This window comes from Hymenobacter metallilatus, from assembly GCF_003944705.1.
Lineage (GTDB): Bacteria > Bacteroidota > Bacteroidia > Cytophagales > Hymenobacteraceae > Hymenobacter > Hymenobacter metallilatus.
Genome location: NZ_RWIS01000001.1, coordinates 1 through 25,513, shown reverse-complemented (window position 1 = coordinate 25,513; position 25,513 = coordinate 1). Strand labels below are relative to the sequence as shown.

21 protein-coding genes and 1 tRNA gene are annotated in these 25,513 nt (G+C 61.3%); 13 read left to right on the top strand and 9 right to left on the bottom strand.

Annotated features, from left to right (window positions below):
* Nucleotides 1-162: 162 nt before the first annotated feature.
* Together EI290_RS00110 and EI290_RS00105 are read right to left on the bottom strand one after the other, a co-directional pair.
* Nucleotides 163-1,008, bottom strand: coding sequence for an ABC transporter permease (locus EI290_RS00110; RefSeq protein ID WP_185816768.1), 846 nt, complete (start codon nt 1,006-1,008; stop codon nt 163-165).
* A 121-nt stretch (nt 1,009-1,129) separates the two neighbouring features.
* Entirely contained in the window at nt 1,130-2,065 is a 936-nt protein-coding gene (locus EI290_RS00105; protein ID WP_246008804.1) for an ABC transporter ATP-binding protein, read from the bottom strand.
* Nucleotides 2,066-2,303: 238 nt separating this feature from the next.
* Between EI290_RS00105 and EI290_RS00100 the strand changes: the two genes are divergently transcribed.
* Together EI290_RS00100 and EI290_RS00095 are read left to right on the top strand one after the other, a co-directional pair.
* Nucleotides 2,304-3,578, top strand: a complete 1,275-nt coding sequence (locus EI290_RS00100; RefSeq protein ID WP_125425415.1) for a sensor histidine kinase — start codon at nt 2,304-2,306, stop codon at nt 3,576-3,578.
* A gap of 190 nt (nt 3,579-3,768) precedes the next feature.
* Complete coding sequence (locus tag EI290_RS00095; protein WP_125425413.1) at nt 3,769-4,509, top strand: LytR/AlgR family response regulator transcription factor; 741 nt, start codon at nt 3,769-3,771, stop codon at nt 4,507-4,509.
* Nucleotides 4,510-4,660: 151 nt separating this feature from the next.
* Here the strand turns inward: EI290_RS00095 and wrbA are convergent, their stop codons facing one another.
* Complete coding sequence (gene wrbA, locus EI290_RS00090; protein WP_125425411.1) at nt 4,661-5,272, bottom strand: NAD(P)H:quinone oxidoreductase; 612 nt, start codon at nt 5,270-5,272, stop codon at nt 4,661-4,663.
* 362 nt (nt 5,273-5,634) lie between these two features.
* On the opposite strand from wrbA, the gene EI290_RS00085 reads away from it, so the two are divergent.
* The 6 genes from EI290_RS00085 (at nt 5,635) to EI290_RS00060 (ending at nt 11,996) form a co-directional block, all read left to right on the top strand.
* Nucleotides 5,635-6,321, top strand: a complete 687-nt coding sequence (locus tag EI290_RS00085) for an RNA polymerase sigma factor (protein ID WP_125425409.1) — start codon at nt 5,635-5,637, stop codon at nt 6,319-6,321.
* Entirely contained in the window at nt 6,302-7,924 is a 1,623-nt protein-coding gene (locus tag EI290_RS00080) for an outer membrane beta-barrel protein (RefSeq protein ID WP_125425407.1), read from the top strand. Before EI290_RS00085 ends, EI290_RS00080 begins: the two co-directional genes overlap by 20 nt.
* A 51-nt stretch (nt 7,925-7,975) precedes the next feature.
* Nucleotides 7,976-8,305, top strand: coding sequence for a DUF6970 domain-containing protein (locus EI290_RS00075; protein ID WP_125425405.1), 330 nt, complete (start codon nt 7,976-7,978; stop codon nt 8,303-8,305).
* A gap of 60 nt (nt 8,306-8,365) precedes the next feature.
* Nucleotides 8,366-8,950 carry a hypothetical protein gene (locus tag EI290_RS00070; RefSeq protein WP_125425403.1) on the top strand — a complete coding sequence of 195 codons (585 nt, stop codon included), beginning with the start codon at nt 8,366-8,368 and terminating at the stop codon, nt 8,948-8,950.
* Nucleotides 8,951-9,101: 151 nt separating this feature from the next.
* Nucleotides 9,102-11,138 carry an excinuclease ABC subunit UvrB gene (gene uvrB, locus EI290_RS00065; protein ID WP_125425401.1) on the top strand — a complete coding sequence of 679 codons (2,037 nt, stop codon included), beginning with the start codon at nt 9,102-9,104 and terminating at the stop codon, nt 11,136-11,138.
* A 339-nt stretch (nt 11,139-11,477) separates the two neighbouring features.
* The gene (locus EI290_RS00060; RefSeq protein ID WP_125425399.1) at nt 11,478-11,996 is read left to right on the top strand and encodes a hypothetical protein; all 519 of its coding nucleotides are present in this window, start codon (nt 11,478-11,480) and stop codon (nt 11,994-11,996) included.
* 238 nt (nt 11,997-12,234) lie between these two features.
* Here EI290_RS00060 and EI290_RS00055 read toward each other — a convergent pair whose 3' ends face one another.
* On the bottom strand, nt 12,235-17,463 hold the full coding sequence (locus tag EI290_RS00055; protein WP_125425397.1) for a T9SS type A sorting domain-containing protein: 5,229 nt from the start codon (nt 17,461-17,463) through the stop codon (nt 12,235-12,237).
* A gap of 254 nt (nt 17,464-17,717) precedes the next feature.
* Complete coding sequence (locus EI290_RS00050; RefSeq protein WP_125425395.1) at nt 17,718-18,422, bottom strand: HAD family hydrolase; 705 nt, start codon at nt 18,420-18,422, stop codon at nt 17,718-17,720.
* A gap of 46 nt (nt 18,423-18,468) precedes the next feature.
* Between EI290_RS00050 and EI290_RS00045 the strand changes: the two genes are divergently transcribed.
* Nucleotides 18,469-19,101: a chloramphenicol acetyltransferase gene (locus EI290_RS00045; RefSeq protein WP_125425393.1), complete on the top strand. Its 633-nt coding sequence runs from the start codon at nt 18,469-18,471 to the stop codon at nt 19,099-19,101.
* A 46-nt stretch (nt 19,102-19,147) separates the two neighbouring features.
* Here the strand turns inward: EI290_RS00045 and EI290_RS00040 are convergent.
* Nucleotides 19,148-19,220: transfer RNA gene (locus EI290_RS00040), tRNA-Gly, on the bottom strand.
* Between the two features lie 122 nt (nt 19,221-19,342).
* Here EI290_RS00040 and EI290_RS00035 point away from each other — a divergent pair.
* The 3 genes from EI290_RS00035 to EI290_RS00025 all read left to right on the top strand — a co-directional run bounded on the left by EI290_RS00035 (nt 19,343) and on the right by EI290_RS00025 (nt 21,312).
* Nucleotides 19,343-19,585: a hypothetical protein gene (locus EI290_RS00035; RefSeq protein WP_125425391.1), complete on the top strand. Its 243-nt coding sequence runs from the start codon at nt 19,343-19,345 to the stop codon at nt 19,583-19,585.
* A 46-nt stretch (nt 19,586-19,631) separates the two neighbouring features.
* On the top strand, nt 19,632-20,168 hold the full coding sequence (locus tag EI290_RS00030; protein WP_125425389.1) for a GNAT family N-acetyltransferase: 537 nt from the start codon (nt 19,632-19,634) through the stop codon (nt 20,166-20,168).
* Nucleotides 20,169-20,253: 85 nt separating this feature from the next.
* The gene (locus EI290_RS00025; RefSeq protein WP_125425387.1) at nt 20,254-21,312 is read left to right on the top strand and encodes a dienelactone hydrolase family protein; all 1,059 of its coding nucleotides are present in this window, start codon (nt 20,254-20,256) and stop codon (nt 21,310-21,312) included.
* Between the two features lie 70 nt (nt 21,313-21,382).
* Here EI290_RS00025 and EI290_RS00020 read toward each other — a convergent pair whose 3' ends face one another.
* The 3 genes from EI290_RS00020 to EI290_RS00010 form a co-directional block, all read right to left on the bottom strand.
* Nucleotides 21,383-23,689, bottom strand: a complete 2,307-nt coding sequence (locus EI290_RS00020; protein WP_246008803.1) for a B12-binding domain-containing radical SAM protein — start codon at nt 23,687-23,689, stop codon at nt 21,383-21,385.
* 148 nt (nt 23,690-23,837) lie between these two features.
* The gene (locus tag EI290_RS00015) at nt 23,838-24,410 is read right to left on the bottom strand and encodes an AraC family transcriptional regulator (RefSeq protein WP_125425383.1); all 573 of its coding nucleotides are present in this window, start codon (nt 24,408-24,410) and stop codon (nt 23,838-23,840) included.
* Complete coding sequence (locus EI290_RS00010) at nt 24,407-24,760, bottom strand: hypothetical protein (protein WP_125425381.1); 354 nt, start codon at nt 24,758-24,760, stop codon at nt 24,407-24,409. The genes EI290_RS00015 and EI290_RS00010 overlap by 4 nt, the downstream gene beginning before the upstream one ends.
* 224 nt (nt 24,761-24,984) lie before the next feature.
* On the opposite strand from EI290_RS00010, the gene EI290_RS00005 reads away from it, so the two are divergent.
* Nucleotides 24,985-25,260 carry a hypothetical protein gene (locus tag EI290_RS00005; RefSeq protein ID WP_125425379.1) on the top strand — a complete coding sequence of 92 codons (276 nt, stop codon included), beginning with the start codon at nt 24,985-24,987 and terminating at the stop codon, nt 25,258-25,260.
* Nucleotides 25,261-25,513: the final 253 nt, after the last annotated feature.

Below are 25,513 nucleotides of genomic sequence, written 5' to 3'. Positions count from 1 at the left end.
ACGCAGTTTTTCTTGCTTTTCAGAAAAAAATCAAGGTAGGTAAGAAGTGCGCCCTGCCTGACGGGCAAGTGTCTTCACTCTGAAACACTGCCATATACCAGCACAAAAAAGCCCCTGCCGGATAACCGGCAGGGGCGTATGCGGAAACGCAGGGCGGAACCATTAACTCACGTTGCGGCGCAGCAGCAGCACGTAGCCCAGCACCAGCACCCCGGCAAACCAGCCCAAGGAGTACCACTCGTGCTTGGCCAGCTCATGGGCCACGGTGAGAGTGGCCTTCTCCATTTTCATGGCCATGGCGGTGCCCAGGGGCGCAGCGTAGGGAATTTTATCGGCGTGCTCCCAGCTGAGCAGGGCAATAGTAGCCACTACGGCGCCCATGCCCACGCCCACCGGCACTACAAAGGAGCGCCAGAACAAACTCACCACGTACTGCACCGCCAGCAAACCCAGCGTGGCCACGTAGGTGCGCAGCAGCATCCACACCACGGTTTCGAAAGGAATAGTGGCCAGCACAAACCCCAGCTTGGGCCGGAGCACGCTCAGCAGTAGGCCAGCGCCCAGCACCAGGGCCGCAAACAGCAGCAGGGCCACGGCGTTCAGGGCCAGAATCAACAGGAGCTTGGATACAAATACTGCCCCGCGCCCCACGGGCTGAGCGTACAGATGCTTCCAGGCCGTGGCTTTGGTTTCAATGTGCACTACCAGGCTGGTGAGCAGCACCACAAACAGCGGCAGCAGCAGGGTGCCCGCCGTCTGCCAACTGGTGCTGATAAACCGGGGCCAGGGGCTCCCTCCGGTTTTCATGATGATGTCGCCCTTGAAAAAGAAAATCAGAAACGTAATGAGCACCGGGAAGGCACCGCTGAGCAGGGTAAGCCGCAGGGCAGCCGTGCGCTTCAGCTTCAGTGTATCGGCGGCCAGGCTGCGGCGCAGCTGCGTGAGTGGAGCCGGGGCAGCAGGCAGCAGGGTAAAGTCGGTGGGGGCGGGGAGGAGGGTAGCTTCCATAGGAGAGAGTGGATAGGAGGTAGTCGTCATTGCAAGCGAAGCAAGGAATCTGGTTTTGCCTTCAGGCTATGTGCGGGACGGGGCCCCAGATTTCTTGCCTCGCTCAAAACAACAAGTGAGCTTACACGGCTGCCGTGCGGGATTCGGTGAGGTGCAGGAAGGTATCTTCCAGCGTGGGCTGCTCCAGGCGCAGGCCGTATAGCGGCTGGTTGGCCGCTACCAGCTCGGCGGCCAGGGCTGCCGTGTGCTCCTGGCTCAGCCAGGGCAGCCACAGCGTACCGGGGGCAGCTACGGTGGCCCCGGCCAGCAGGCGGGGCAGCAGGTTGCGGCAGCTTTCCGCGTCCTGGGTTTCTACTACCAAACGGGAGCGGCCGGTTTGCAGACGGCGTAAATCGGGCAGGCTGCCCTGAAACACTAGCCGGCCCTCCTGAATTACGCCCACGTGGGTGGCCATCTTTTCAATTTCGCTGATGAGGTGGCTGCTCACCACAATAGTTTTGCCGTGCTGCCGGCACAGGTGCTGCAGCAGCTCCCGCATTTCTATAATGCCGTTGGGGTCGAGGCCGTTGGTAGGCTCATCCAGCAACAGCAGGTCGGGGTCGGAGAGCAGGGCAATGGCCAGCCCCAGGCGCTGCCGCATTCCCAGGGAATACTCCTTGGCAGGACGGTGAGCATTATCCGTGAGGCCTACCAGCTCCAGTACCTCGGCCGTGCGGCCGGCCGCCACGCCCCGCAAACGACGGGTGGCTTCCACGTTTTCACGGCCCGAGAGGTGGTCGTAGAGGGAAGGGTTTTCGATGAGGGCACCCACCCGGTCCAGCAGGGCCACGCGGTGGCGGGCCAGATCGTGCCCAAACAGGTGCACCGAGCCGCTGGCCGGCCGCAGCAGCCCCAGCAGCAGGCGCATGGTCGTGCTTTTGCCGGCTCCGTTCGGCCCCAGAAAACCGTAGAGGCTGCCCGGTTCCACTTGCAGGTGTACATCGTGCAGGATAGGCCGCTGGCCGAAGCGGAAATGCAGGCTGCGGGTTTCCAGCAGCAGGGGAGTAGTTGACTTCATAGCCCAGAAAGACAGATAGAACGGCAGCAAACCTAAGGGCCTGGGTATTGCTGCCGCCGGCTATTCAACCAACCCACCGGCCCAGCCCCGAAACGACGGTTTTTTTCGCTCAAAATCGATTTTCACCCACCTGCCGGGCTGCTGTTCATGTTTGGCCCACGGCAGTGGGCGTTGGCGGCAGTTACGGGCGGGTTGATTGAAAAAAAGCCGTAAAAAGCCCCACTACGTACTATTTTCGATGATGGAAGTTCTGTCGGCTCCCCTAAGGGCCTCGTCTGGGAAAGATGCCGTTGCTGCCCACCGGGGCTGGCGCAAGCGCCTGCGCGCCTGGCTCCGGCCCGATACGTGGTCGGCGGCCCAGGAAAACCTGCGCGTGCCCCGCTGGATTCATGGGGTGCTGTGGGTGGTGCTGCTGCTGCTGGATGGCCTCAAGCTGGCCAGTGTTATCAACGTGCTGCCGCGCTTTCCGGCCACACTACCCGAGTGGCAGCCGCTGTGGCCCATGGTGGGGCGCCTGGTGACAGAGGACATCTGCGCGGCCACGTTGTTCTACCTCACCTGGCGCTGGCTGATTCCGCGTACCCTGGGCCGGGCCCGGGTGGTACAGTATGCCCTGCTCACGGTACTGCTGGTGTTGCCCTACGCGGTGGCCATCGGCTGGCTCACGGCCCAGACCTCCCGTAAAGGCGTGCAGATTTCGGCCTACCGCGTAACCCGCCCGGTGGGCCCCAACGGCCGGCAGGTAACCACCATTGTGCAGGGCCGCAAACCCGCCGCCGCTACCCCCGAGGTATGGGCGCGCATCTTCAGCTCGGCCATTGTGGGGGTGTTCATCATCGGGAGCAGCTCAGCCCTGCGCATTACCACCGACTATGTGCGGGGTCAGCGCAACCGCCGCGAAATGGAGCGGCAGCAGCTGCTCACGGAGCTGGCCATGCTCAAAACCCAGATCAACCCGCATTTTCTCTTCAATACGCTCAACAACATCTACTCCCTTACCAGCCGCAAGTCCGATAAAGCTCCGGAGGCCGTGCTGCGCCTGGCCGAGATTATGCGCTACCTGCTGTATGAAAGCAGCACCGATACTGTACCCCTGAGCCGGGAAATTGCCCACCTGCGCAGCTTCCTGGACTTGCAGCGGCTGCGGCTGCCGGCCTCGGCCCAGGAGGCTATTCAGTTTGAGGTAGAAGGCACTTCGCCCGATTGCGCCCACCCCATTGCGCCCCTGCTGCTGCTGCCCCTGGTAGAAAATGCCTTCAAGCACGGCGACCTGACGGCCCGGCCCCACGCCGTGCATATTTCCCTGCTGCTGGCCTCCGATGGGCTGCTGCGCTTTACCGTGCTCAACCACGTGGCCCCCGCCGATGCCGAGCGGGAGCTTCCTAAACAGCCCGGCGGGGTAGGCCTGGTAAACCTGCACCGCCGCCTGGAGCTGCTCTATCCCGGCCGCTACGCCCTTGATGTGCAAACTCCCCCCGGCCAGCACGTGGTAACGCTGGTGTTGTTGCAGTAAGATAGGGTAGGAGGGTTTGGGGGTATGAGGGTGGGAGGATGCGGCAGTAGATGCATCTCTGCACCCGCCGGCTACTTATTGCCACCTCCAAGTCAGCACGCGAAATTCCTCTCTCTGCTCGGAATGACGTTCTATCTTACCTTCCCAAATTCGCACCCTTCTACTCTCTTACCTTCATACCCTAAGAAAGATGACCTGCGTTATCCTTGATGATGAACCCCTGGCCCTCGATTTGCTGGCTGACTATTGCGCCCAGGTGCCCGGCCTGGAGCTGAAAGGGCAGTTCGATGATGCGCTCCAGGGCTTGGCCTACCTGCAGGATAACCCCGTGGATGTGGTGTTTCTGGATATTCACATGCCCCGGCTTACAGGCGTGCAGCTGGCGCAGCTGCTGCCCCAGCCCGGCCCCCGCATCGTGTTTACCACCGCCTACGACCAGTACGCCGTGCGCAGCTACGAGCTGAACGCCGCCGATTACCTGCTCAAGCCCATTGCCTTCGAGCGGTTTGTGCAAACGGTGCAGAAGCTACGTCAGCAACTGCAGCCAACAGCACCCGCAACGGGTGCCCCGGCCGTAACTGCTGCGCACTCTGAGGCTACACCCACCGCGCCGGATGCCATGTTCGTGAAAAACGACCACCGCCTCCAGCGCGTCGCCTTCGACGATATTCTCTACATCGAGGGCATGAAGGAGTACCTGATGATTTACACCACCACCGGCAAGGTGCTCACGCTGCAGTCGTTCCGGCGGGTAGAGGAGGTGCTGCCGCCCGAGCGGTTTGCCCGCATTCACAAGTCGTTTCTGGTGGCCTTGAGTCGCATTGAGCATGTGGAGCGCGGCAAAGTGCAGGTAGCCGGCCGCCTCCTGCCCATCGGCGACACCTACCGGGACTCGTTTAACGCCCTCATCAAAGCGTATAATTTGTTGTAGAGAGAAGGAAAGAAGGTAAGAGCCAGGAATAATTCTGTCATCCTGAGCTTGCGAAGGACCTTATCACGTTAGCTCGAGTCGTTGTTACGAGTCTTGTTCCAGCGTAATAAGGTCCTTCGCAAGCTCAGGATGACAGAATTATTCCTGGCTCCTACTTCGCCAGCTTCTGGGCAATTTCGGCGGTGTGACGGCCCTGGAAACGGGCACCTTCCAACTCATTGTCGCTGGGCTGCCGCTCACCCTGGCCACCGGCCACGGTGCTGGCGCCGTAGGGCGTGCCGCCGGTTACGTCTGTATGGCCCATCTGGCCCTGCCAGGCGTAGGGCAAGCCCACAATTACGAGGCCGTGGTGCAGCATTTCGGTGTGCAGGCTGCGTAGCGTTACTTCCTGGCCGCCGTGCTGCGTGGCGGTGCTCACGAAGCCCCCACCTACCTTACCTACCAGTTTCCCTTGGGCCCACAGTGCCCCCGTACCGTCCAGAAATGCCTGAATCTGGCTGCACACGTTGCCATAGCGGGTGGGGGTCCCGATGATAATGGCATCGTACTGGTCCAGCTCTTCCGGCTTCGCTACCGGGATGTGCTCAAATGCTTTCTGTGCCTGGGTGGCTCCAATCTGGTCGAGCAGCTCGGCGGGCAGGGTTTCGGGTACTTTTTTGATAACGACCTCATTGCCCGGAACCTGACGGGCTCCTTCGGCAACGGCTTCGGCCAGTTTGTACACGTGACCATACGTGGAGTAAAACAGCACCAGGGTTTTCATGAAAAAAGCAGTTGAGTGAAAAAATGAATACCACCTGCTTCAGTAAGTGGCTGAAGCAGTGTATGTACCTACCTGGTTACCTGCCTGCGGGTTGCAAAAGCCGAAATTGTGTAGGGGTAGTATGCTGTGAGTGAAAAGCTTACCTTGCTGGTGCCGAAAAACCATGTCTTCCATGCAACCTCTGGCGGGGCTGGCAAGCTCTTGTGGGTGTAATGCTTCTGGTGGCTATGCCGGAAGCAGCTAACCAGTTATCCGACTTTGCAGCATATGCAGCATTCGTACTTGTGCGGGGCCCGCCTCTCCACCGAGAATCCCGCTAGTGTGCACCCTAACGCCAGCCCCTGCCGGGGCCGGAACCGTCGATGAGCGCCCTGTCGGCCACATTGGGTGGAGGTGGGCTGCGCAGCCTGCTGCCCGTCGCCGCCGAGCGTCCGGAGTCCCTATCCTCGTCGTTATCCGCTCCCGTGCGCACCCTTACCCCGCCTTCCCAGCTCTCCGACCTGGAGCTGCTCGACGGTTGCCTGGCGGGCAGCCGCCTGATGCAGAAGTATCTGTACGAACGGTTTGCCGGCCGCATGATGGCTGTATGCCTGCGCTACGCTCAAACCACCTTCGAGGCCGAGGATGTGCTGCAGGAAGGATTTCTGACGGTGTTCAAAAACCTGGGCAGCTTCCGCCGCGAGTGCCCGCTGGAGTTCTGGATTCGCCGTATCATGGTGAATGCCGCCCTGCGCCAGCACCGCCGCAACGCCCCGCTGGTAGCCGTCAGCGACGGGGGCGAGTACCCCGAGGACTTGGCCGGCGAAGAATTTACGCTCTCCAACTATAATTTTGAGGAGCTCCTGAACCTGATCCAGGAACTGGCGCCCCGCTACCGTATGGTGTTCAACCTGTTTGCCATTGAAGGCTACGGGCACAAGGAAATCGGCGACATGCTGGGCATTTCCGAAGGCACCAGCAAATCACAGTACTCCCGGGCCCGGGCCATTTTGAAAAGTAAAGTCGAGCGTTTGGACGCTCACCGCTCCCATGGCAGCTTCCGCTCCTAACGATACCAACCACCAGCCCCCGCACCCCACCGGCGACCTGGAGCACCTGTTCCGGCAAAAGTTTGCCGAGGCCGAGGTAACCCCGCGTGCCGGCTTCTGGGACCAGCTCGACCACGAGCTGGTGGTGCAGCAACATGAGCAGGTAATGCAGGAAAACACGGCCTACCGCCGCCGTTTAGTGCTGCACCGCTGGGTTGCCGCCGCCTGTCTGTTGCTGGCCCTGGGCTTCGGCAGCTGGGCCTACCTGAACATGCAGCCCCTGGGCTCCGGTCAGGATTTCGCCGCGCAGCCGGGGGGCAGCCACCCGGCCGGGCTACGGATTGGAGCCTCCGCCCAGCGCGGCGCCACTACCAATACTCCGGCAATTGAGGGCGAGCAAGCGTATTCCGGGGCCGCCGATATGGCAGCCGCCCTGAGCAACCTGGCCGCCGGGGCCGCCGAAGCCAGCCGAAGCGGAACCATACTGCCTGCCGATGCTGAGCGGTACTACGGCCGCTACGAAGGGGCTGGCAGCTACACCGCCTCCGGTTACAGCAATGTCGCCAGCCAGCGTCAGCCGTATGGCTACACCACCGCGGGCTATTCAAACGGAGGGTACACAACCGGCACCACTGGGGGGCTTTTCTCCGGGAGTGAGGCGGGTGCAGGTACTGCTGAGAGCAGCGCATTCTCTGGCGCAGGCCTGCTGGCACCCCGTACGGCTTACCTGCGGAATCTGCTAGGCCTGGGCCGCCCCGATACATTGAAACCCGCGCTGATGGCCGTACCCCAGCCCTCCGCAGAAGCCTTGGCTGCCGTAGAGCCGGAGCAGAAGGAAACCCCGAGACTATGGAAGCGCCTGCGCCTGGGCGGCAGCTACGCCGTGGGGGCATTCAACCCCAATATCAACTTTTCCCGCACCGATGGCCGCGTAAAATCCGACCCGGTTTCGACGGCTCTGCGCTCCTACTACCAGGAAGAAGCCGAAGATGAGTACCGCCGCAACCTGCGCGCCGGTTTCAGCCAGCGCGTGGCCCTTACGGCCTCCTACGCCCTCAATAAGCACTGGACCCTGACCTCCGGAGTGGAAGCTGCCGACCAGCGGGCTACCTCGGCTACCACCTACGGGTTCATCGATGGGAAGCAGGTGGGCCCTCAGGCGGCTGATATCTTCAACCGGCCGGCGGCGTATAGCTTTGCGCCGGCGCAGCCCCGCACCACAGCTTACCGTTACCGGACGGCCTCCGTACCAGTAGGAGTGCGCTATGGTACTAATAAGGCAGGCCTTTCGCTATACGCTAAAGTTGGTGCTGCCGTGAGCGTACTGCTCAGCAGCCGCTCCGAGCTGGAAGGCTCCCCGGAAGCCGCCCGTAACTACACGGCTTCTTCCCCCGATTCGCCCTACCGGCAGGTACTGGTGGCGGGCCGCGGCGGGGCTGGTATGCGGTATCAACCCGTTGCGGCGGGCTGGAGCCTGGCGGTAGGCCCGGTGGCCGAGGCGTACTTCACCACCCTCAATGCCCACCCCAACCAGCGAGCCGTCAACCAAAGTCGTCCGTATAGCCTGGGTATTGAAGCCAGTGTAGAATTTGGTACGCCCAAACCCATGCCAGGTGTACAGTAGTAGTGGCCAGCTGCCGCAAACCCCATGAACCGCTTTATAAGTTTTTGTTTATTGTGGCTCCTCCTGATGGGGGGAGCCACCGCCTGTTCTTCCACCAACGATGCCGCCGAGCCCTCGTGCGCCGGCAATTTTGCTGATATGCTCATTGAGCAGCTCAAGCAAAAGCCCAAGCAAACTCCGGCGGCCGAAGTAACGCAGTACCTGTACCGCAACCAAACTGTGTACCTGGTAACGGGAGGCAACAGCAGCTACGTATTTGATGCCTGCGGGCAGGTTATCTGTTCGGCTGCCGTGGGACCCAACAGCACCGGCGACGGCCGCTGCCCCGATTTCTCGGCCACGGCTACCAACCCCCAGCTGCTCTGGCGCGACCCCCGATAGGGCAGCAGTTTGGGGGGGCAGGTATTGTGCTCTACATTGTTTCATGCCCAACCCGTATCCATGCGTTACTTCTACTGCTTCGTGTTTACCGTAACAGGGCTGGCCGGCTGCCAGAAACAGACGGATGTGGAACCCGAGCTGCCATTCTGCCCGCCCATGGAGTGCTCCGATGGCAGCTACGTAGCGGGTGATGTGCTGGTAGGCATGAAGGAAACAACCATGCTGCCCCAGGCCCTGCAGCTGTTCAACGGCCACGCTTTCGTCATTAAGTCCCTGACGGGAACGGTCTACATTTCCGCGCTGCCCGCCGACAGCATCGACTACGTTATTCGGGAGCTGAACCGCAAGTCCTACATCAACGCCGGTGGCTGGAAAGCGGTGAAGAACGGCAACGTGTATCTGCACTTCCAGACCCGGGCCCTGACGGTAATTCCGCGCCTGATGGACATGACCGTGGCCAACCAGCAGGACTGGCAGGCAACCGTTGCGCGGCTGCAGCTCCAGCAGCAGAATGCGGGAGCTACCTCCTGCCACCTGGGCGTAAGCGTATGCTCCGAAAAATACTGGGTTGCCCAGATGCAGCAGCACAACCTGGTGAAATGGGCCCAGCTCAACAACATCATCCGAATTCAGCCCGGCGGATAGCGGGGCGGAAGGCGGAGCGGTGCACAAAACCTGTCGGTTGTCCGGACAGGTTTTTTTGTTTCCCGGGAAACCTACACTTTGCTAAAGCAGTTATCAAAGGCTGGTATTTTCCAGCCCGCCGCCCGGCGGTTCGACGTTTCTCTTCCCCTGCATGAAGTATCAACTGACCTCGGAATTCAAACCCACCGGCGACCAGCCCCAGGCCATTAAGCAGCTGGTGGAAGGCGTGAACAACGGCGAGCCGGCCCAGGTGCTGCTCGGGGCCACGGGCACGGGCAAAACCTTCACCATGGCCAACGTCATTGCCGAAACCGGCAAGCCGGCCCTGGTGCTCTGCCACAACAAAACCCTGGCCGCCCAGCTCTACGGCGAGTTCAAGCAGTTCTTCCCCAACAACGCCGTTGAGTACTACATCAGCTACTACGACTACTACCAGCCCGAGGCCTACATTGCCAGCACCGACGTATTCATCGAGAAAGACCTGGCCATCAACCAGGAAATTGAGAAGCTGCGGCTGCACACTACCTCCACGCTGCTCTCGGGCCGCCGCGACGTGATTGTGGTGGCGTCGGTATCGTGCATCTACGGTATCGGCAACCCCGAGGAGTTCGGCAAAAATGTGATTTACCTGGCCCCCGGCCTGAAATACTCGCGCAACAACCTGCTCTATTCGTTCGTGCAGATTTTGTACTCGCGCACCGAGATGGAGTTCACGCGCGGCACATTCCGGGTAAAGGGCGACACTGTAGACGTGTTTCCGGCCTACGCCGACCACGCCTACCGCATCTTTTTTTTCGGCGACGAAATTGAGGCTATCCACAAGATTGACCCCCAGAGCGGCAAGAAGCTGGCCGATGAGAAGTCGGTGACGCTGTACCCGGCCCAGCTGTTCGTGACCGGCAAGGACACGCTCAATCAGGCCATCCGGGAAATCCAGTTTGACTTGGTGCAGCAGCACGCCTACTTCGAGAAGGAAGGCCGCGACCAGGAGGCCAAGCGCATCATGGAGCGCACCGAGTTTGATTTGGAAATGATCCGGGAGCTGGGCTACTGCTCGGGCATCGAGAACTACTCGCGCTACTTTGACGGCCGCCAGCCCGGCAGCCGACCCTTCTGCCTGCTCGACTACTTCCCCGATGATTACCTGTTGGTGGTGGACGAAAGCCACGCCACCATGCCCCAGATCCGGGCCATGTGGGGCGGCGACCGGAGCCGCAAAACCGCCCTGATTGAGTACGGGTTTCGCCTGCCCTCGGCCTTCGATAACCGTCCGCTTACCTTCAACGAGTTTGAAAGCATGTACCGGCAGGCCGTGTACGTGAGTGCCACGCCCGCCGACTACGAGTTGGCGCAGGCCAACGGCATCATCGTGGAGCAGATTATCCGGCCCACCGGTCTGCTCGACCCCGAAATCGACCTGCGGCCCAGCGCCAATCAGATTGACGACTTGCTGGACGAAGTGGACAACCGCGTGAAAATGGGCGACCGGGTGCTGGTAACCACCCTCACCAAGCGCATGGCCGAGGAGCTGCAAAAGTACATGGAGCGCCTGGGCATCAAGTCGCAGTACGTACACTCCGACGTGAAAACCCTGGACCGGGTAGAAATCCTGCGGCAGCTGCGTCTGGGCGAAATTGACGTGCTGATTGGCGTAAACCTGCTCCGCGAGGGTCTGGATTTGCCGGAAGTTTCGCTCGTGGCCATTCTGGATGCCGACAAGGAAGGCTTCCTGCGCGACCAGCGCAGCCTGATCCAGACGATGGGCCGCGCCGCCCGTAACGACCGGGGCAAGGTGATTATGTACGCCGACCGTATCACGGGCTCCATGCAGCGGGCCATTGATGAAACCAACCGCCGCCGCGCCACTCAAATGGCCTACAACGAGGCCCACGGCATCACGCCGCGCACGGTGCGTAAGTCGCGGGAGGCCATCATGGAGCAAACTTCTCTGTCGGATTACCGGATTCAGGAAGGCACCGCTTACGCCGGCCCCGATACCGACACGGCCTTGGCCATTGCCGCCGAGCCGGTGGTGTCGATGATGAACCGAACGGACCTGGAGAAGCTCATCAAGCAGACCGAGAAGCAGATGGAAGCCGCCGCCAAAGACCTGGACTTCCTCACTGCCGCCAAGCTCCGCGACGAGCTGGCCGGCCTCAAGCAAGTACTGAAAACCAAGCGGGAGTAAAGGAATTTGGGTTACGGACTAGAGCTAGAGGCCAGTTCCCCTTCTTGGAAAGGAGGGGCTAGGGGTGGTCGATATTTATTGAACGATGCTAGAGCTAATTCTAAAAACTGTTCTGGCGTCTATCAACCACCTCTAGTCCCTCCTTTCCAAGAAGGGGAACTGGCCTCTAGCTCTAATTCGCAACTTGGATTAAGTAGATTATCGGATTAAAAATACGCAACTGCCCGGCTGCCGCCCGCTACGGAAGCCGGGCAGTTTTTTGTTTTCGGCGGCTGCTTACCAGACTGTTGTTCCCCGCTCTGCCCAACTGTTTGCTTTGGCCCCAATCCTCTTTACTGTATGACCTCCGCTCCAGTAGCTGCCGATGCGGCCGAACTACTGACGCTGCTTACCACCGGCACGCTCTCCGCCGAGGAGTTGACAGCTGCCACGGAGGCCGTGCTGCTGGCCGCCCACGACCCGGACGCCTACTTCGACCAGTACCTGAACGAAGAGGAGCACGGCTGGCTGCGCGACTGTGGCGCGTCGATGGTGGAGGTGGCCCTGACGGAAGCCATTGGGCAGGACCTGTGCCGCTCCGACAAAGCCGATGAGCTGTACGAGCAAGTGAGTGAGCAGTTCAGTGAGCCCCTGCCGGAAGCTCCTTCGCACTACCGCTACCTGCACGAATACCTGCATTTGTTGGATACCGAATTGCAACGACGCGGCCCCCAGCCCGGCGGCTACGAACTGCTGGAGTTCGGCGACTCCTACAGCGACGAGTTACAAGTGCTGCTGGTGTTCCGCAAAGACACTCCCCGCCTGCTGGCCCTGGGCCAGCAGTTCGCCGTGCACCTGGCCCGTACGCAGTCAGCTTGATAAGCTGGGTTGTAAGGCCAATTCGCGAAAATGCTTGTCGTGTGCAGTGCACAGAACTTACGCAATGGGTCGTTAGCGCACTGCGAAACACTGCGCAACACTGCGTAACCCTCTGCGAAACACTGCGAGAAATGAACCAGCACGATGGTTGGTACTTTGGTACAGCAACCTCAGGTATAAACAAAGCGCCCGGCTACTGAAGTAACCGGGCGCTTTGTTTGCGCAGCCAAAAGGCAGCTTACAGCTTCACCAGCCGCTGCACGCCGGGCAGGCCGGCTACGCGCAGCAGATACACGCCGGTGGGCAGGCTGCTGAGTGGCAGCGGGTGCTGCTGCCCGCCGCCAAGCTGCCACTGCCGCAGCTCACGCCCGTGCACATCGAATAGCACCACGGTATAGGTCCGGGCCGGCGTGTTCAGGGTGAGCGTCACCTGGTCGGTGGCGGGGTTGGGCGCTACGTTGAACGAGGCAGCCGCGTCGGAGAAGGCCACAACCTGCACGCCGCTCAGGCTGCTGGTACCGTCGGTGTCTACTTGGCGGAGGCGGTAGTAGAGCTGCTGGCCCAGGCGGGCCACCCCTGCGTCGCGGAAGCTATACTGTTGGCCCTGGCTGGTGGTGCCACGGCCGGCTACGGTGCCCACCCGCTCGAAGCGGCGGCCATCGTTGGAGCGCTCCACCTCAAACCGGTCGTTGCGCAACTCGGCGGCCGTGGCCCAGGTTAGCAGCGCATCCGACGCGGCGACGGTAGCCCGGAAACTCACCAGCGTCACGGGCAGCGGCGTATCGGCAAACGATACGGGCGTGGGCGAAGCCTGGTCGGCGTTGGCCGATGCCGGCAGACTGGCCGAATTGGTCGACTGGTCTACGGCCAGTACCACGGCCGGGGGTACCAGGGCACTGTTTACAATGGTATATCCTTGGTTGCTGCTGCTGCCCACTGTGCTGGCCAACGACTGCGTGTTGATTACCGTGCGGGGTACGGCGCCGGTGTTGGCGTAGGTGAGGCGTAGGGTGTAGGTGATGATGGCACTGGCGCCGCTGGGCAGGGCTACCTGGCCCGTGAGCAGGTTGGAATTGCCATTCTGGCCCGTGAAGCCGGTGTTGGCCACCAGTATCCCGCCCGTTACGCTGGGTGCTACCGCAATGCTGAGCGTGGGGCTGCCCTGCGTAAACACCCGGGCCAGGAAGTCGTTGATTTGAACCACCGGGGCATCTACCGGACTCGTGTTCTGGAGCTGCACCGTAAAGGGCACATCAATGATAACCTGACTGCTGGCGCTGCCGCGTGCTACCACTATTGGCTGGGAAGCCGTGCGCACTACATCAAGGCGCTGGGGCGGGTTGGCGCAGGAGGCTCCGTCGGCCTGGGCCGCCCCATCTACCACGCCAATGTCGGTTACCGAGCCATCGGCGGTGCTGTAGAGTACCAGGGTGCCTTGGTTGGTGGCGGCGTAGAGGGTGCCGGCTGCATCAAAAAACAGTGCCCCCACATCCTGCCCCGTGGTGGTGAGCGTACCGCTGGGGGCCAGCGTGGAAGTAGCGCCGGTGCTGGGGTTGATGCGAATCAGCCCGTTGTTGCCGGCCGAGTTATAGTAGCGGGTAGCATAAATCAGCCCGTCGAGCGGATTCAGAGCCAGGTCGCCCACGCGCACCGAGGCGGGCAGGGTAACGGTTGTAAGGGTGCGGGTGGCTACTACCAGCCGGAAGAGGGTAGTAGAATTGTCGTTGGCCAGGTAAAGCACACCCGCCGCATCGGCGCTGGCCGAGTTAACGGATGATAGGCCCGCTACCGGCCCCAGGTCCTGGTAGCTGTCCAGGCCCAGGCGGTAGAGGCGGTTAGAGCCGATTACCACCGCGTAGAGGTAGCCATCGGCGGCGTTGTACGACAGCGCGTTCAGGGCCACATCCCCGTTGCGGTTGACGGTGTAGATGGGTGTAGCCGAGTAGGTAATGGTAGAGCCCGAGCCGGTGCGGTCCACCCGCTCCAGCACCGAGGCGTTGGAGCCGTTGGGCTGGCGCACCCGGTAAAACGAAGCCGTGCAGCCCAGGTTGGGCCCGATAACGTTCAGGTTTAGCGTGGCCTGGTCGGCCAGTGCGTTGGTGCCCTGACTGGTGCTGGTAGTAGCCAGGCTGCTAAGTGTATAATCGGTTTGCGCGGTGGGCGTAGGGGCTTGCAGGGTAATATCGTAGTTGATACCTGCGGTGCTCACGCCCACCGGGTTGGCCGCCGGGTAGGTGATGGTGCTGCCGACTACCGATGTGCTGCCGGGGGCCGAAACCACCGTGAAGCCCGCCGGCACCGTCACGGTGCGGGTAGGGTCGGCGGCGGAGCTGGGGCCGGCGTTGCGGAAGTTCACCGTCACCACACCCGTACCGCCCGGCAGAAACTGGGTCTGGCCCGTGACAGCCGTTAGGGTCGTCGTCACGTCGGCAATGGGCGTTACGGTTACCGTGGCCGTGGCCGAGTTGGGGCCCACGTCGGCGCCCTGGTCGGCGGTAGTGCTGGTAGTGGTGCTGGCCGTTACGGCGCTCAGGGCGGCCGGCACGGCGGTAATGGTTACCGTCACGTTCAAGTTGGCTCCGCTGGCCAGCGAGGTGGCACTCGGGGTAAAAGTTACCGCGCCGCTGGTATTGTTATAACTGGCGGTGAAGCCGCTGCCCGTAATAGTAACGTTGCTGCCCGTGCCCAGGCCGGGCGTGAGCGTGAGCGTACGGGCGTAGCCGGTAGCCGCATCGGGTCCGGCATTCGTAAACGTCACCGCGAAGCTCAGGCTGGCCCCTGCATTTACCGAGCCGGCGGGCGTGGGCGTTATGCTGGTGGCCACGTCGGCGGCGGCCCGCACCGGCAGGGTGTAGGTGGCCGGACCCGCCGCCAGCGTGCCGCCGGTGCTGTTCTGGGTGCTGGCCGTGCCAAATTGGTCCGTTACGCTGAACTGGAACGTGAACGAGCCCGTAGTACCGGCGGCCGGGGTGTAGCGCAACCCCCCGATGTTGGCCGCCAGGATTACCTGGTTGGCCGCTACCGGCGTGGTCGTGGTGCCGTCGAAATAGCTCAGGGTACCGCCGCTGGGCAGGCTCAGAATGGTGTAGGAAGCCACCGCGTTGCCGGGCCCCGATGCCGTGCCCGATAGGCCCGGGCTCAGGGCCACCGTGCCGCTGATGGTGGAAAGCTGCACGTTGGTGGCGTTATTGGCTACCGGCGGCGCGTTCAGCACTACGTTGCCCCCAAACTCCGAGGTACCGGTGCCCACCACCGTGGCCGTGGCCGTGAGCAGCGAAGAGCCAGCCGCAAGGCCTGCCCCGCCGCCCGGCAAGGATGCCAGCGGCACCGTGAAGGAAAACCGGCTGGCCCCCGTTTCGGTGCCCTGGTTGAAGCCATTGAAAGGAGCCGAGTAGCTGCCGGTGCCCCCGTCGGCGTCGGAGCCGCTGCCCTCGGCGGCCCCGAACAGGAAGGTCTGGCCCTGCCCGAAGTTGCGGGTATCAATACCGGCCGTGGTGCTGGCGTTGGTAGCGCCGGGGCTGGCCAGGTACACCTCCACCGTGGCCCCGGTCGGAGCAAAGCCGCGCACCACCAGGTTCGTGCCCACCACCGTCGCCGATTCCAGCACTGGAAAGTTGAGCAGACTGTTGGCCCCGCTGCTGGTGGTTTTGCCGTCGGCATTCACCGAAACGAAGGGCGTCACGCCCTGGGTCTGGGCCGCGGCCGTAGGGCCACCCGACAAGGTGCTCACCAGATCAATGCCCAGAAAGGCGTTGCCCACGAAGCTGTTCTGGCTGAGGATGGTGTTCTGGGTCTGGGAGCCCGTCACGAAGGTAGCCAGCACGCCCGAGCCGGCGTTGTTGCTGATGAGGTTGCGGCGCAGCTCGTTGCCGGTGCCAAACACCCGCACCCCGCCCTTATCGGCGGTGGTGCCCGTGCTGCCGCCCGAGTTGTTGCTGATGGTGTTGTCGAGGATGCTGGTGCTGCCGGCCGAGCTGAGCATATCAATGCCAAAGCCGGTGCTGGCCCCCGTAATCAGGTTGCCGCTGATGCTGATGGTACTGCCGCGCACCAGCAGGTTATCCTGGTCGTGGCTGGTTACCTCGTTGCCACTGATGGTGAGGCTGCTCACCGCGCTGGCCACCAGCCGGATACCCACCACGCCCCCGAAGCCAATCAGGTTCTGATTGACGACGCTGCCCGTGGTGCTGTTCACGATGAGGTTGCTGCTGGTGGTGCGGGCCGCCGCACCGGGGCTGGCAAAGCTGGTAGCCGTGGCCCCCAGCACGTTCTGGCTGGCCGTAATGTTGCTGCTGCCAGTTAGCCGCAGCGCCCCTTGGGTGTCCGAGTCGCCGCCGGTGAAGCCCACCAGCGCCAGACCAAACACCCCGCTGTTGGCTCCGCTCAGGCTCAGGCCCAGGTTGATGGTAGCCCCGTTGCCGCTCAGGCGCGGGCCGCTCAGCTGTACTTCGGGGCCGTCGAGTTGGGATAGGGTGGTGGCGCTGGTGCCCACCGTGCCGCCCGTGCCCAGCACGGCCGCGTTGGTGTTGCCCACGTTGTAGGACTGCGTACGGCCGTCGAGGTTGGTGCTGGTGCTCAGCAGTGAATACCCGGTGAGGGGTGCCACTACGGCCACGCCGCTGCTTAGCTGCGAAGCTGGCCCCCCGGCCGTGGCGGCCCGCAGACCCGGGTGCGCCAGCCCGTCCGGTATCATGAAAATGCTGGTTTCCTTTCCCGACGGCAAAGCAGTATTCGGCGTCGCGTTGCCTGCTACGGCATCCCGGAAAAAGCCGCTCTGTGCCAGGCTGGCCTCACCCGTAAGGGCGTTGGCGTTGGCTATGAACTGCCGCAACGAGCCCAGGCCAGCGTCGTTGGTATTCACTATTACATCGAAGCTAAAGCCGAAATCAACTCCGCTCACGGTGCCGCTGGTGGCCGTCACAGTTGCCACGTTCTGGGCCAGGGTGCCGATGGTGCCGCCGCTGGTAGCCACGTCGAGGCTGGTGAGGGTGGTGCCGCCGGCGCCGTTGGCGGCGTCGCCCCGGGCCGGGTCCTGGCCGCCCACCCGGTCGGTTTGCCCGTTTACGTAGGTGAGCACCGGCAGCAGGCCGCTGGTGGTGCCCGTGCGCGTCGAGCGAACCGACCCGCTGGTTACCCGCACTGTGTAGGTGGCTCCCGCCGTGAGGCCGGTGCTGAACGAGTAGGTGCCCAACGCCGGGCTGGCCGCCGTGCTGGTGGTAGTAGTAGCCACGAAGTTGCCTGCCCCGTCATAGAGTTCCACCCGCGCTCCGGCCGTAACGGTGGTAGTACCTGCTATGCGCCCCACTGCCACCGCCCCGGCAGTACCGCCCAGCGGCCGGCCGGCCCCACCTCCATAGTTCACATCCTCGAACACGGTGCCGCTGATGGTTTGGGCCCGCAACGGATGCTGCGGCAGGAGCCCAAAAAAAGCGGCCAGGCCGCTTACGTAGCATAAAAGGTTTCTCATTCCGGACTAACTAGATGACTTGCTGTAGTTTGGTACTATATGCAAAGGTAAAATTTCTTATTTCCTTTCATGGGATAATACTAATGCTGGATTGGCTTTTTGCTGGTGGTGGATTGGCCGCGTGTAGTGCAGCCAACTAGAGCTGGGTCCAACACTTGTTCTGCCAGCTTCTCGCCTCGCTCTGACTATACTCCAGAGGGCGCACAATCAGAGAACCTCCTCGGCCCGGCCCATGAGTGTCAGTGGCCGGGCTGTTACCCCAATTGTGCCAGCCAGGCTGGTACCTCGGCCAGGGAAGCCACTTCCTGGAACGACACGCCTGCTACATCGGCCTCCGAAACCCGCTCCATTACCCAAGTGGTGTAGTAAGGCACATACACGGCCCGCCCGCCCAGGCGCGCCACCGGCAGCACGTCCGATTTCAGCGAGTTTCCAATCATAACAAATTCCTCGGCAGCTACGCCGTAGCGGGTCAGCAGACGGCGGTACGTAGCCTCATTTTTCTCACTTACAATTTCTACGTGCTCGAACAGGTCGCCGAGGCCGGAGCGGGCCAGCTTGCTCTCCTGATCAAACAGGTCGCCTTTGGTGAGCAGCATGAGCGGTATTCCCTGGGCCTGCACGGCGGCCAGCACTTCCGGTACGTGGGGCAGCAATTCAATTGGATAGTCCAGCAGACGTTTGCCGTAGTCAAGGATGTGCTGAATTTCCTGGCCGCTTACCTGCCCATTAGTGAGCCGGATAACGGTTTCAATCATGGATAGCATAAACGACTTGGCCCCGTACCCAAATAAGGGCATGTTTTCGCGCTGCACCTCAAAGAACTGCCCGCTAAGCTCGTCGGCGGTGCCATAGTGGCTCAGCAGTTCGTACAGGCGCTCCTCGGCCCGGTCGAAGTGAGGTTGATTGGGCCAGAGAGTATCGTCGGCGTCGAAGGCAATGAGGCGGGGTGCAGGCATGGCGGCAAGGGAAATTGGTAGCGCGAAGTTACCGAACTTGCGGCCCATGAAGCAGTTGATTGACCTAAGTACCTGGAACCGGCGGGAGCATTTTACCTTCTTTTCGGGCTTTGAGGAGCCTTTCTGGGGCGTTGTGACGGACGTGGATGCCACACAGGCTTTGCAACGCGCCCGGGACCTGGGCTGTTCGTTTTTTCAACTGTACCTGCACTGCACCCTTCAAGCCGTCAATCAGGTGGAGAACCTGCGCTACCGTATCGAAGAGGGCCAGGTAGTGTGTTACGACCAGATTCACGCCTCGCCCACCCTGGGCCGGCCCGATCATACCTTTGGTTTTGGTTTTGTGCCCTACCACCCGGAGCTGGCGGCTTTTGGGGAAGGGCTGCGGGCCGAAATAGCCGCCGTACACGCCAGTCAGGGCCTGCGCCTCGGACCCGAGACGGGCCGTACGGATGTCATTCACTTTTCGGCCATGCCTTGGCTGTCCTTCACCGGCCTCACCCACGCCCGCGCCTTCGCCCACCCCGATAGCATCCCCAAAATTTCGGTAGGCCGTATTCGCCCCGAAAATGGCCGTCAACTCATGCCTGTAGCCATTAACGTGCACCACGGCCTGGCCGACGGCTACCATGTGGGGCTGTTTGTGGAGGCGTTGCAGCAGGCGCTAGACCAAGCATAAACCAAACGGCCTGACACAAGGAATGTGTCAGGCCGTTTGCTGAATGAGCGGGAAACGAGATTCGAACTCGCGACCCTCAGCTTGGGAAGCTGATGCTCTACCAACTGAGCTACTCCCGCTTCTGGAGTGAAGCAAAAGTACGGGTGAAAAATCAAAATCCAACCGCTTGCGTATCGGGAAGAGTATCATCTTGCTGCTAAACGGCGCGGTGCAGCTGCGCATTAACTGCTGACATCTCCTTATGGCCTGGCCGCTTCCTCCCGCTACCCGCCGTCTGGTGGGCTTGTTGTTTCTGATTGCGGGCTTCCTGCTGCTGCTTGGGGTTGCGCTGCGCTTGTATGTGATATACGATGCCTACCAGCGCCTGGGGGCCGATGCTGTGGGCTCTACCCAGCTAATTCTATCCCTGATGATGGTGATTGGCGGGGTTATGATGCTGCGCTACGGCTGGCGTGAGCGGCGCGGCAACGATACCGTGGACTAACACTCCTACCTTTGCCGGGCCGTGGGTTTGCGGCTATATCCTCTGTATGTCCTCTCCGCTCCAAATTCAGGTAGCCAAACGAACTGCTGCCGCTGCTGCCCGATTGGCTGAAATCGGCCAGCGCATGTTTCACGATACATATGCTACCCAAAACAGCCCCGAAGATATGGCCGCGTACGAAGCGGCTGCTTTTGGTCCCGATAAACAGCTGGCCGAGCTGCAGGACCCTGACACGATTTTTCTGGTGGCCTACCTGGTGCAGGAAATAGTGGGCTATGCCAAGCTTAGGCTGCACTCCGCCCTGGGCCTCGACCCCACGAAAACCCCGGAAGATCGGCTGGAAATTGAGCGGTTGTACGTGGCCGAAGACTGGATTGGTACCGGTTTAGGCGCCGCGCTAATGCGCCGGGCCATTGAAGAAGCCCGGCAGCAGGGTAGCCGGGCGGTGGTACTAGGCGTATGGGAGAAGAATGAGCGGGCCCGGATGTTCTACCAACGGTTTGGGTTTAAGCAAATCGGGGAGCATACGTTTACCATCGGCTCTGACGTGCAAAACGACCTGATTCTGCGCAAAGGACTTTAGGCAGCTCCTTTATATTAGCGGCCCCACTAGCAACCTCCCTGTGTTTAGTTTCCTCCGCACGCCGCGTATGCATTTCAGCCGAATCATGTATTCCGTTGCCTGGCGCGTTGGAGGCGGAGTAAGCCTGGGGTTGGCAGTGGCCTGCTCCGGCAACACCGGACCTGAAAACAAGACTGCCGCTCCGCCACCAACCGGGCACTACGAGGGACCCATTACTTACCAGGGAAGTGAGTTGCGGGTGGCTCTGGAGCTACGCGAAATCCGCCCCGGACAGCTGCAGGCAGAAGTACGCTTTCCGCAGCTGCCGGAATTAGGGTTTGAGCCCGCCCGGGTTTCCTACCAGGCCCCACAGCTTCGGGTGGCACAGCAGGCTACGGGTTCCGGGGGCATACAGGTACAGGCAGTGCAGGAAGGTGATTTTCTGCGGGGTGTGTTGAGCTGGGACAGTTTGCAGGCTGATTTTGTGTGGGCCCGGCGTGGGGAAGCTGCTCCCCGGGGCTTTCGGGAGCAGGCGCTTCCCGGCTATCAGCAACTGCGGCTTCTGCTCCCCGATGATACCCTTGCCCGGCACGTTACACTGGCCCTGGTAGCCTCGCCGGCCACGGCGGCAGCGGCGGGGCAGCGGGCCATGTATCTGGCCCGCCACGGCATTGCAGCGCTGGTGCTGCCTGCCTCGGCAACTCTTCCGGATTCGGCGGGGGGCGTGGCGCTGGCGGCCGTGCTGGCCGTGCTACGGCAGCAGGCCGGCGTCGACTCCAGCAAAGTAGGGTACTGGGGCCGGGGCCGTACCACCAGCATGGTGGCTGCAGCCGCCAGCCTAAGCCCCCGGCCAGAATTTGTGCTGCTGGAAGGCGCAGCTGCCGATACCCGGGACGAAGCTCAACTCTACAGTGTATTCAACCGGCTTCGGGTTCCGGTGCTGGCCTGCTATGGTGCCTTGGATACTACCGTGCAGGTGCGGGAAAGTGCCCGCCGCCTGCGCACAGCTCTGGGATACCGCCGTGGCACGCAGGTGCGCATCCTGCCCCAGGCTACTCCTGACTTTGTGCAGCCCGGCCGTACCCGCCCCGACGGACAGTGGCAATGGCCCCAACCGGCTGCTGGCTACTGGGCTGGTATGCTGGAGTGGCTGCGGCAGCGGTAAGCGTGCTTCGGTGCGGTATTCTACCTGTTGTTGCCCTAGTACCTTAAAGACCGGCTCGAAGGTGCACGTTCTACAGTACTAACAGGCCCTTTTCGCGTAGCTGCTGCCAAGCCTGGCTCTGCAGGAACTGCTCCCAGGGCTGATTAGCGGCGGCAGGATAGCTGGCGGCAGCATCTTTCAGCAGCACTTTTGCATCGTAGTCGGCACTGAGGCGGGTGAGCAGCTCCTGCAGCCAGGGGCCGAGGACGGCCGGGACGCTTACTTCGAAATCCTCGGCCTGCTCATAAAAGGTAAGTACGGCCCGGTTGCCTTTCTTGCCGGACTCCTGGCGCAGCTCGGGGGCATTGCCCAGCCAGAACAGGCGGTTGTTGGGCCGGCTGGCATCGGGCCGGGCGGGTTCCTGTAAGGCCTGCGCAATCAGGTGGCGGGGCACAGTGGTTTTAGGTACCCGGAAATCAAACCAGAAGCCCAGTGGCTCCTGCAATGCCACGCCGTGGAGGTAATTGTACAGGGCTTTGGTAAGGCCGGCCCCAAACTGCTCGTGGTCGGTGCCGGTTGGGTCGTCGTGCCACAGGTCGTTCCAGGCAAAGGGGCCGGGCTCGGGACCGACGGCAGCCACCTGGTACTTGGCTGGGTTTTTTCCCACTGGCGAATGCGCCGTCATCGAGAACCGGTGCCAGTAACCGCTCTGCACAATGCCCGCCTGAAACAGCTGGCGTACTACTTCCAGGGAGTCAATGGTTTCCTGGGCGGTTTGGGTCGGAAAACCGTACATCAGGTAGGCGTGTACCATAATGCCGGCCTGCGTAAAACCATCCGTCACGCGGGCCACCTGGGCAATGGTGACGCCCTTTTCCATGAGGGCCAGCAGCCGGTCGGATGCTACTTCTAGTCCCCCGCTTACGGCAATGCAGCCGCTGGCGGCCAGCAGGCGGCACAGGTCGGGGGTGAAGGTTTTCTCAAACCGAATATTACCCCACCAGGTAATGCTTACCCGTCGCTTCAGAAGCTCCACGGCCAGGTCGCGCAGGGCCAGGGGAGGGGCTGCTTCATCCACAAAATGAAAACCCGTTTGTCCGGTCTGGGCAATAATCTGCTCGATGCGGTCCACCAGCAAGGTAGCCGGGGCGGTTTCGTAGCGCGCAATGTAGTCCAGCGTCACGTCGCAGAAGGAGCACCGTTTCCAGTAGCACCCGTGGGCAATAGTAAGCTTGTTCCAACGCCCGTCGCTCCAGAGCCGGTGCATGGGGTTCAATACCTCAATCACCGATAAATACTCCGCCAGGGACAAATCCGAATAGTCGGGTGCACCTACCTCAGGGTGCGGAATGTCGGGGTGCGGGTAATTAACGTACTGCACCTCCCCGGCCGCGTTGCGCAGGAAAGTGCGTTGGAGGTTTCTAGTTGTTAGTTGCTGGTTGTCAGTTGTTAGGTTGCAGTTGGGAGTTGTTGGTTGCTGGCTGGCGGTTGCCAGTAAACTCTGGTTATCTGACAACTGACAATCAGCAACTGATAACTCACTGCCTAGTGCTTCCAACAGCCGCAGCCACGGACCTTCGCCGTCGTCCAGGGTCAGGAAATCAATATAATCGAAGAAGCGGGGCTCCCGGATACTGCGCAGCTCGGTGTTGGGGTAGCCGCCGCCCATCATGGTGAAAGTGCCGGGGTGCAGCTGCTTCACGCGGGCCGCCAGTCGCAGCGCCCCGTACAGATTGCCAGGGAACGGCACCGTGAAACCCACAATGTCGGGCTGAGTACGTACCAGCAGCGTGTCCAGCAGCTCCAGCAGCATCTGGTCGAGCAGGTTGGGCGGGGCCTGCAGGGCCTCGTGCAAAGCATCAAAAGTAGTGGCCGACATAGCCAGCTTCTCGGCGTAGCGCGAAAAGCCAAACTGCGGACCAACGGTTTCTTTTATCAGGTCGCCCAGGTCCTCAAGGTAGAGCGTGGCCAGGTGGCGGGCCTGGTCGGTAAGGCCCATGGTTCCAAAAGCCGTTTCCAGGTCGGCCACGTTGTCGAAGCGGCTGGCTTCTGGCAGAAACCGGCTGTGGCAGATGCGCGGGGCCAGCGTATTGTCCTTGTTCTGCAAAAACCGGATAACCGGCTCCACCGTGCTCTGGTAGCTGTTTTTGAGGCGCACCATGCGCCGGGCATTGTCGCTGAGCGCAAAGTGGCCACGTTCAATTGCAGCAAATACCCTCCCCAAGCCTTCCTTCGAAAACAGCTTTAATACCAATTCCAGCCCCAGATCAGCCTGCGTGACCTGGTAGCCGCGCCCACCCAGAAAACCCTTGAGGTAGGCAGTAGCCGGGTAGGGCGTGTTCAGCTGCGTGAGCGGCGGCGTAACGAGCAGGATGCGGGGTTGGGCAGAAGACGACACGGGAACAGCAACCGCCAACTGGCGGTAAAGGTGCCCGCAAAGGTAAAGCCTAAGTTGAAGTCAAAGAGAAAGGCCCGTATGCCAATGCCCCCGTTCCGGATAACCGAATGAGGCGTTGGCATACGGGCCTTTCTCTTTGACTTCCTTCCTATACCAGCTGGTCCAGAGAAAGACGGCGGGGCATCAGGTCACGGCGGAACTCGCTTACCGAGCGGCCGGTAACCTGGCGGAATTGGTTGCTCAGGTGCTGGCCTGAGCTATAGCGCATCTGCTCAGCAATTTCGCTTAGCGTCATTTCATTATAGCTCAGCATTTCCTTTACCCTCTCAATTTTCAGCCGAATCAGGTATTTCTCAATGGTAAGGTTAGCCGTGCGCGAAAACACCTTGCTCAGATGCGAATACGTGGCTGCAAACCGGTCGGTGAGGAAGGCCGAAGTAGTTAGGGGCATACGGGCCGTGCGCAGGTGCTCCAGGTACTCAACCAGCGCCGATTTTATTTGCTCCGTAAGCTGATCAGCGCGGCCCATAATCACGTCGAAACCAGCCTCACGCAACATAGGAGCTACTGAAACTGGATCGGCGGGGGTGCTGGTATCCAGCTGTGCCTGGCCCAGCGTTACATCGGTGGGGCGGTAGCCCGCTTGTTCGAGAAGGTTGCGCACGGCATCAATGCAGCGTGGGCAAACCATGTTCTTAATGTGCAGAAGCGTCGTTTTCACGGATGTTGAGTTGAGTTCAACCGCGTTGCGGTGCGCGTTGGTTTACGAGAAGCAGGTGGGGAAGCGGTAGGCTTTGCCCGCCGGGTACGTTCCGGCGCGGGCTCTGCCCATTGTTTCCCAAACCAGTTGGCTGCCGCCCAATTCACAAAGGGAACCACCCCCAGGAATGTTACAGCCAGTAGCCAGAAAAATACGAAAAAAGCTCCGAAAAGTCGACCAAAGAAATGGTCCTGCGTTCCGAACAGGTAGCCGGTCAGCAACACCGCCAGCAACAGGCTGCTTCCGGCCAAATAGGCAACTTTTCGCAGGAGCAGGTGGTAGGCGAAGGGCGGGGAGGAGGATCGGGCCATGGGGGTACTACAGACAGGCAAAGATAACTGACTGTTGCATACCCGCTGGACACAGGCAGTTAGTGGCTGACTAGGAAGGTGGACGAAGCATAAAACAGCGAATAGAAACGGTGAGTTGGCAGTAGTATCAATGCAGAAATCATCATACGCAAAAACCAGCCCGACGGTCAGCCGTACAGCCCAAAATAGTTCGTCTCTTACTGCTCTTCCAATTTCATACTCCCATGAAAACGCTCAACTTTCTTCGTCCGCTGGCCGTGGCCGTACTGCTGGTCACTACCGTATCGGCCTGTAACACGGGTACTGGCACCGGTGATACCAATGTAGAACGCGGGGCCGAAAAAAGCCTCGACCCGGCTAACAACCAACCCGCTACCGTAGCCGACGATTCGGCCGCTTCCGGCCTCCGCCGCGACACCAGCGCCGGCCCCACCGGCCGCCAGCAGTATGAGCAAGCTGCCGACACCAAGGACCGCAACCACGACGGCATTGCCGACTAAGTGGCACCCGCTATTCAAGCAAAAAGCCCGCAACTACCGTTGCGGGCTTTTTGCTTGAATAGCGGGCAGGGAACAGAGCTAGGTTGTTTTCAAAAGCGGGCGTTGGAGTGCCGGAGTAGCACCGGCTTAAGTGGTCAGCTAAAAGTAACCGTATACTCAGTTCCGACTCTGGGCATGAGGTAGTCGAGCTTGTCGCGTAGGGTTTGCTCGGTGCGATAGTCGTCCGGGGTGAGCCAGTAGTGCTTGCAGCGGT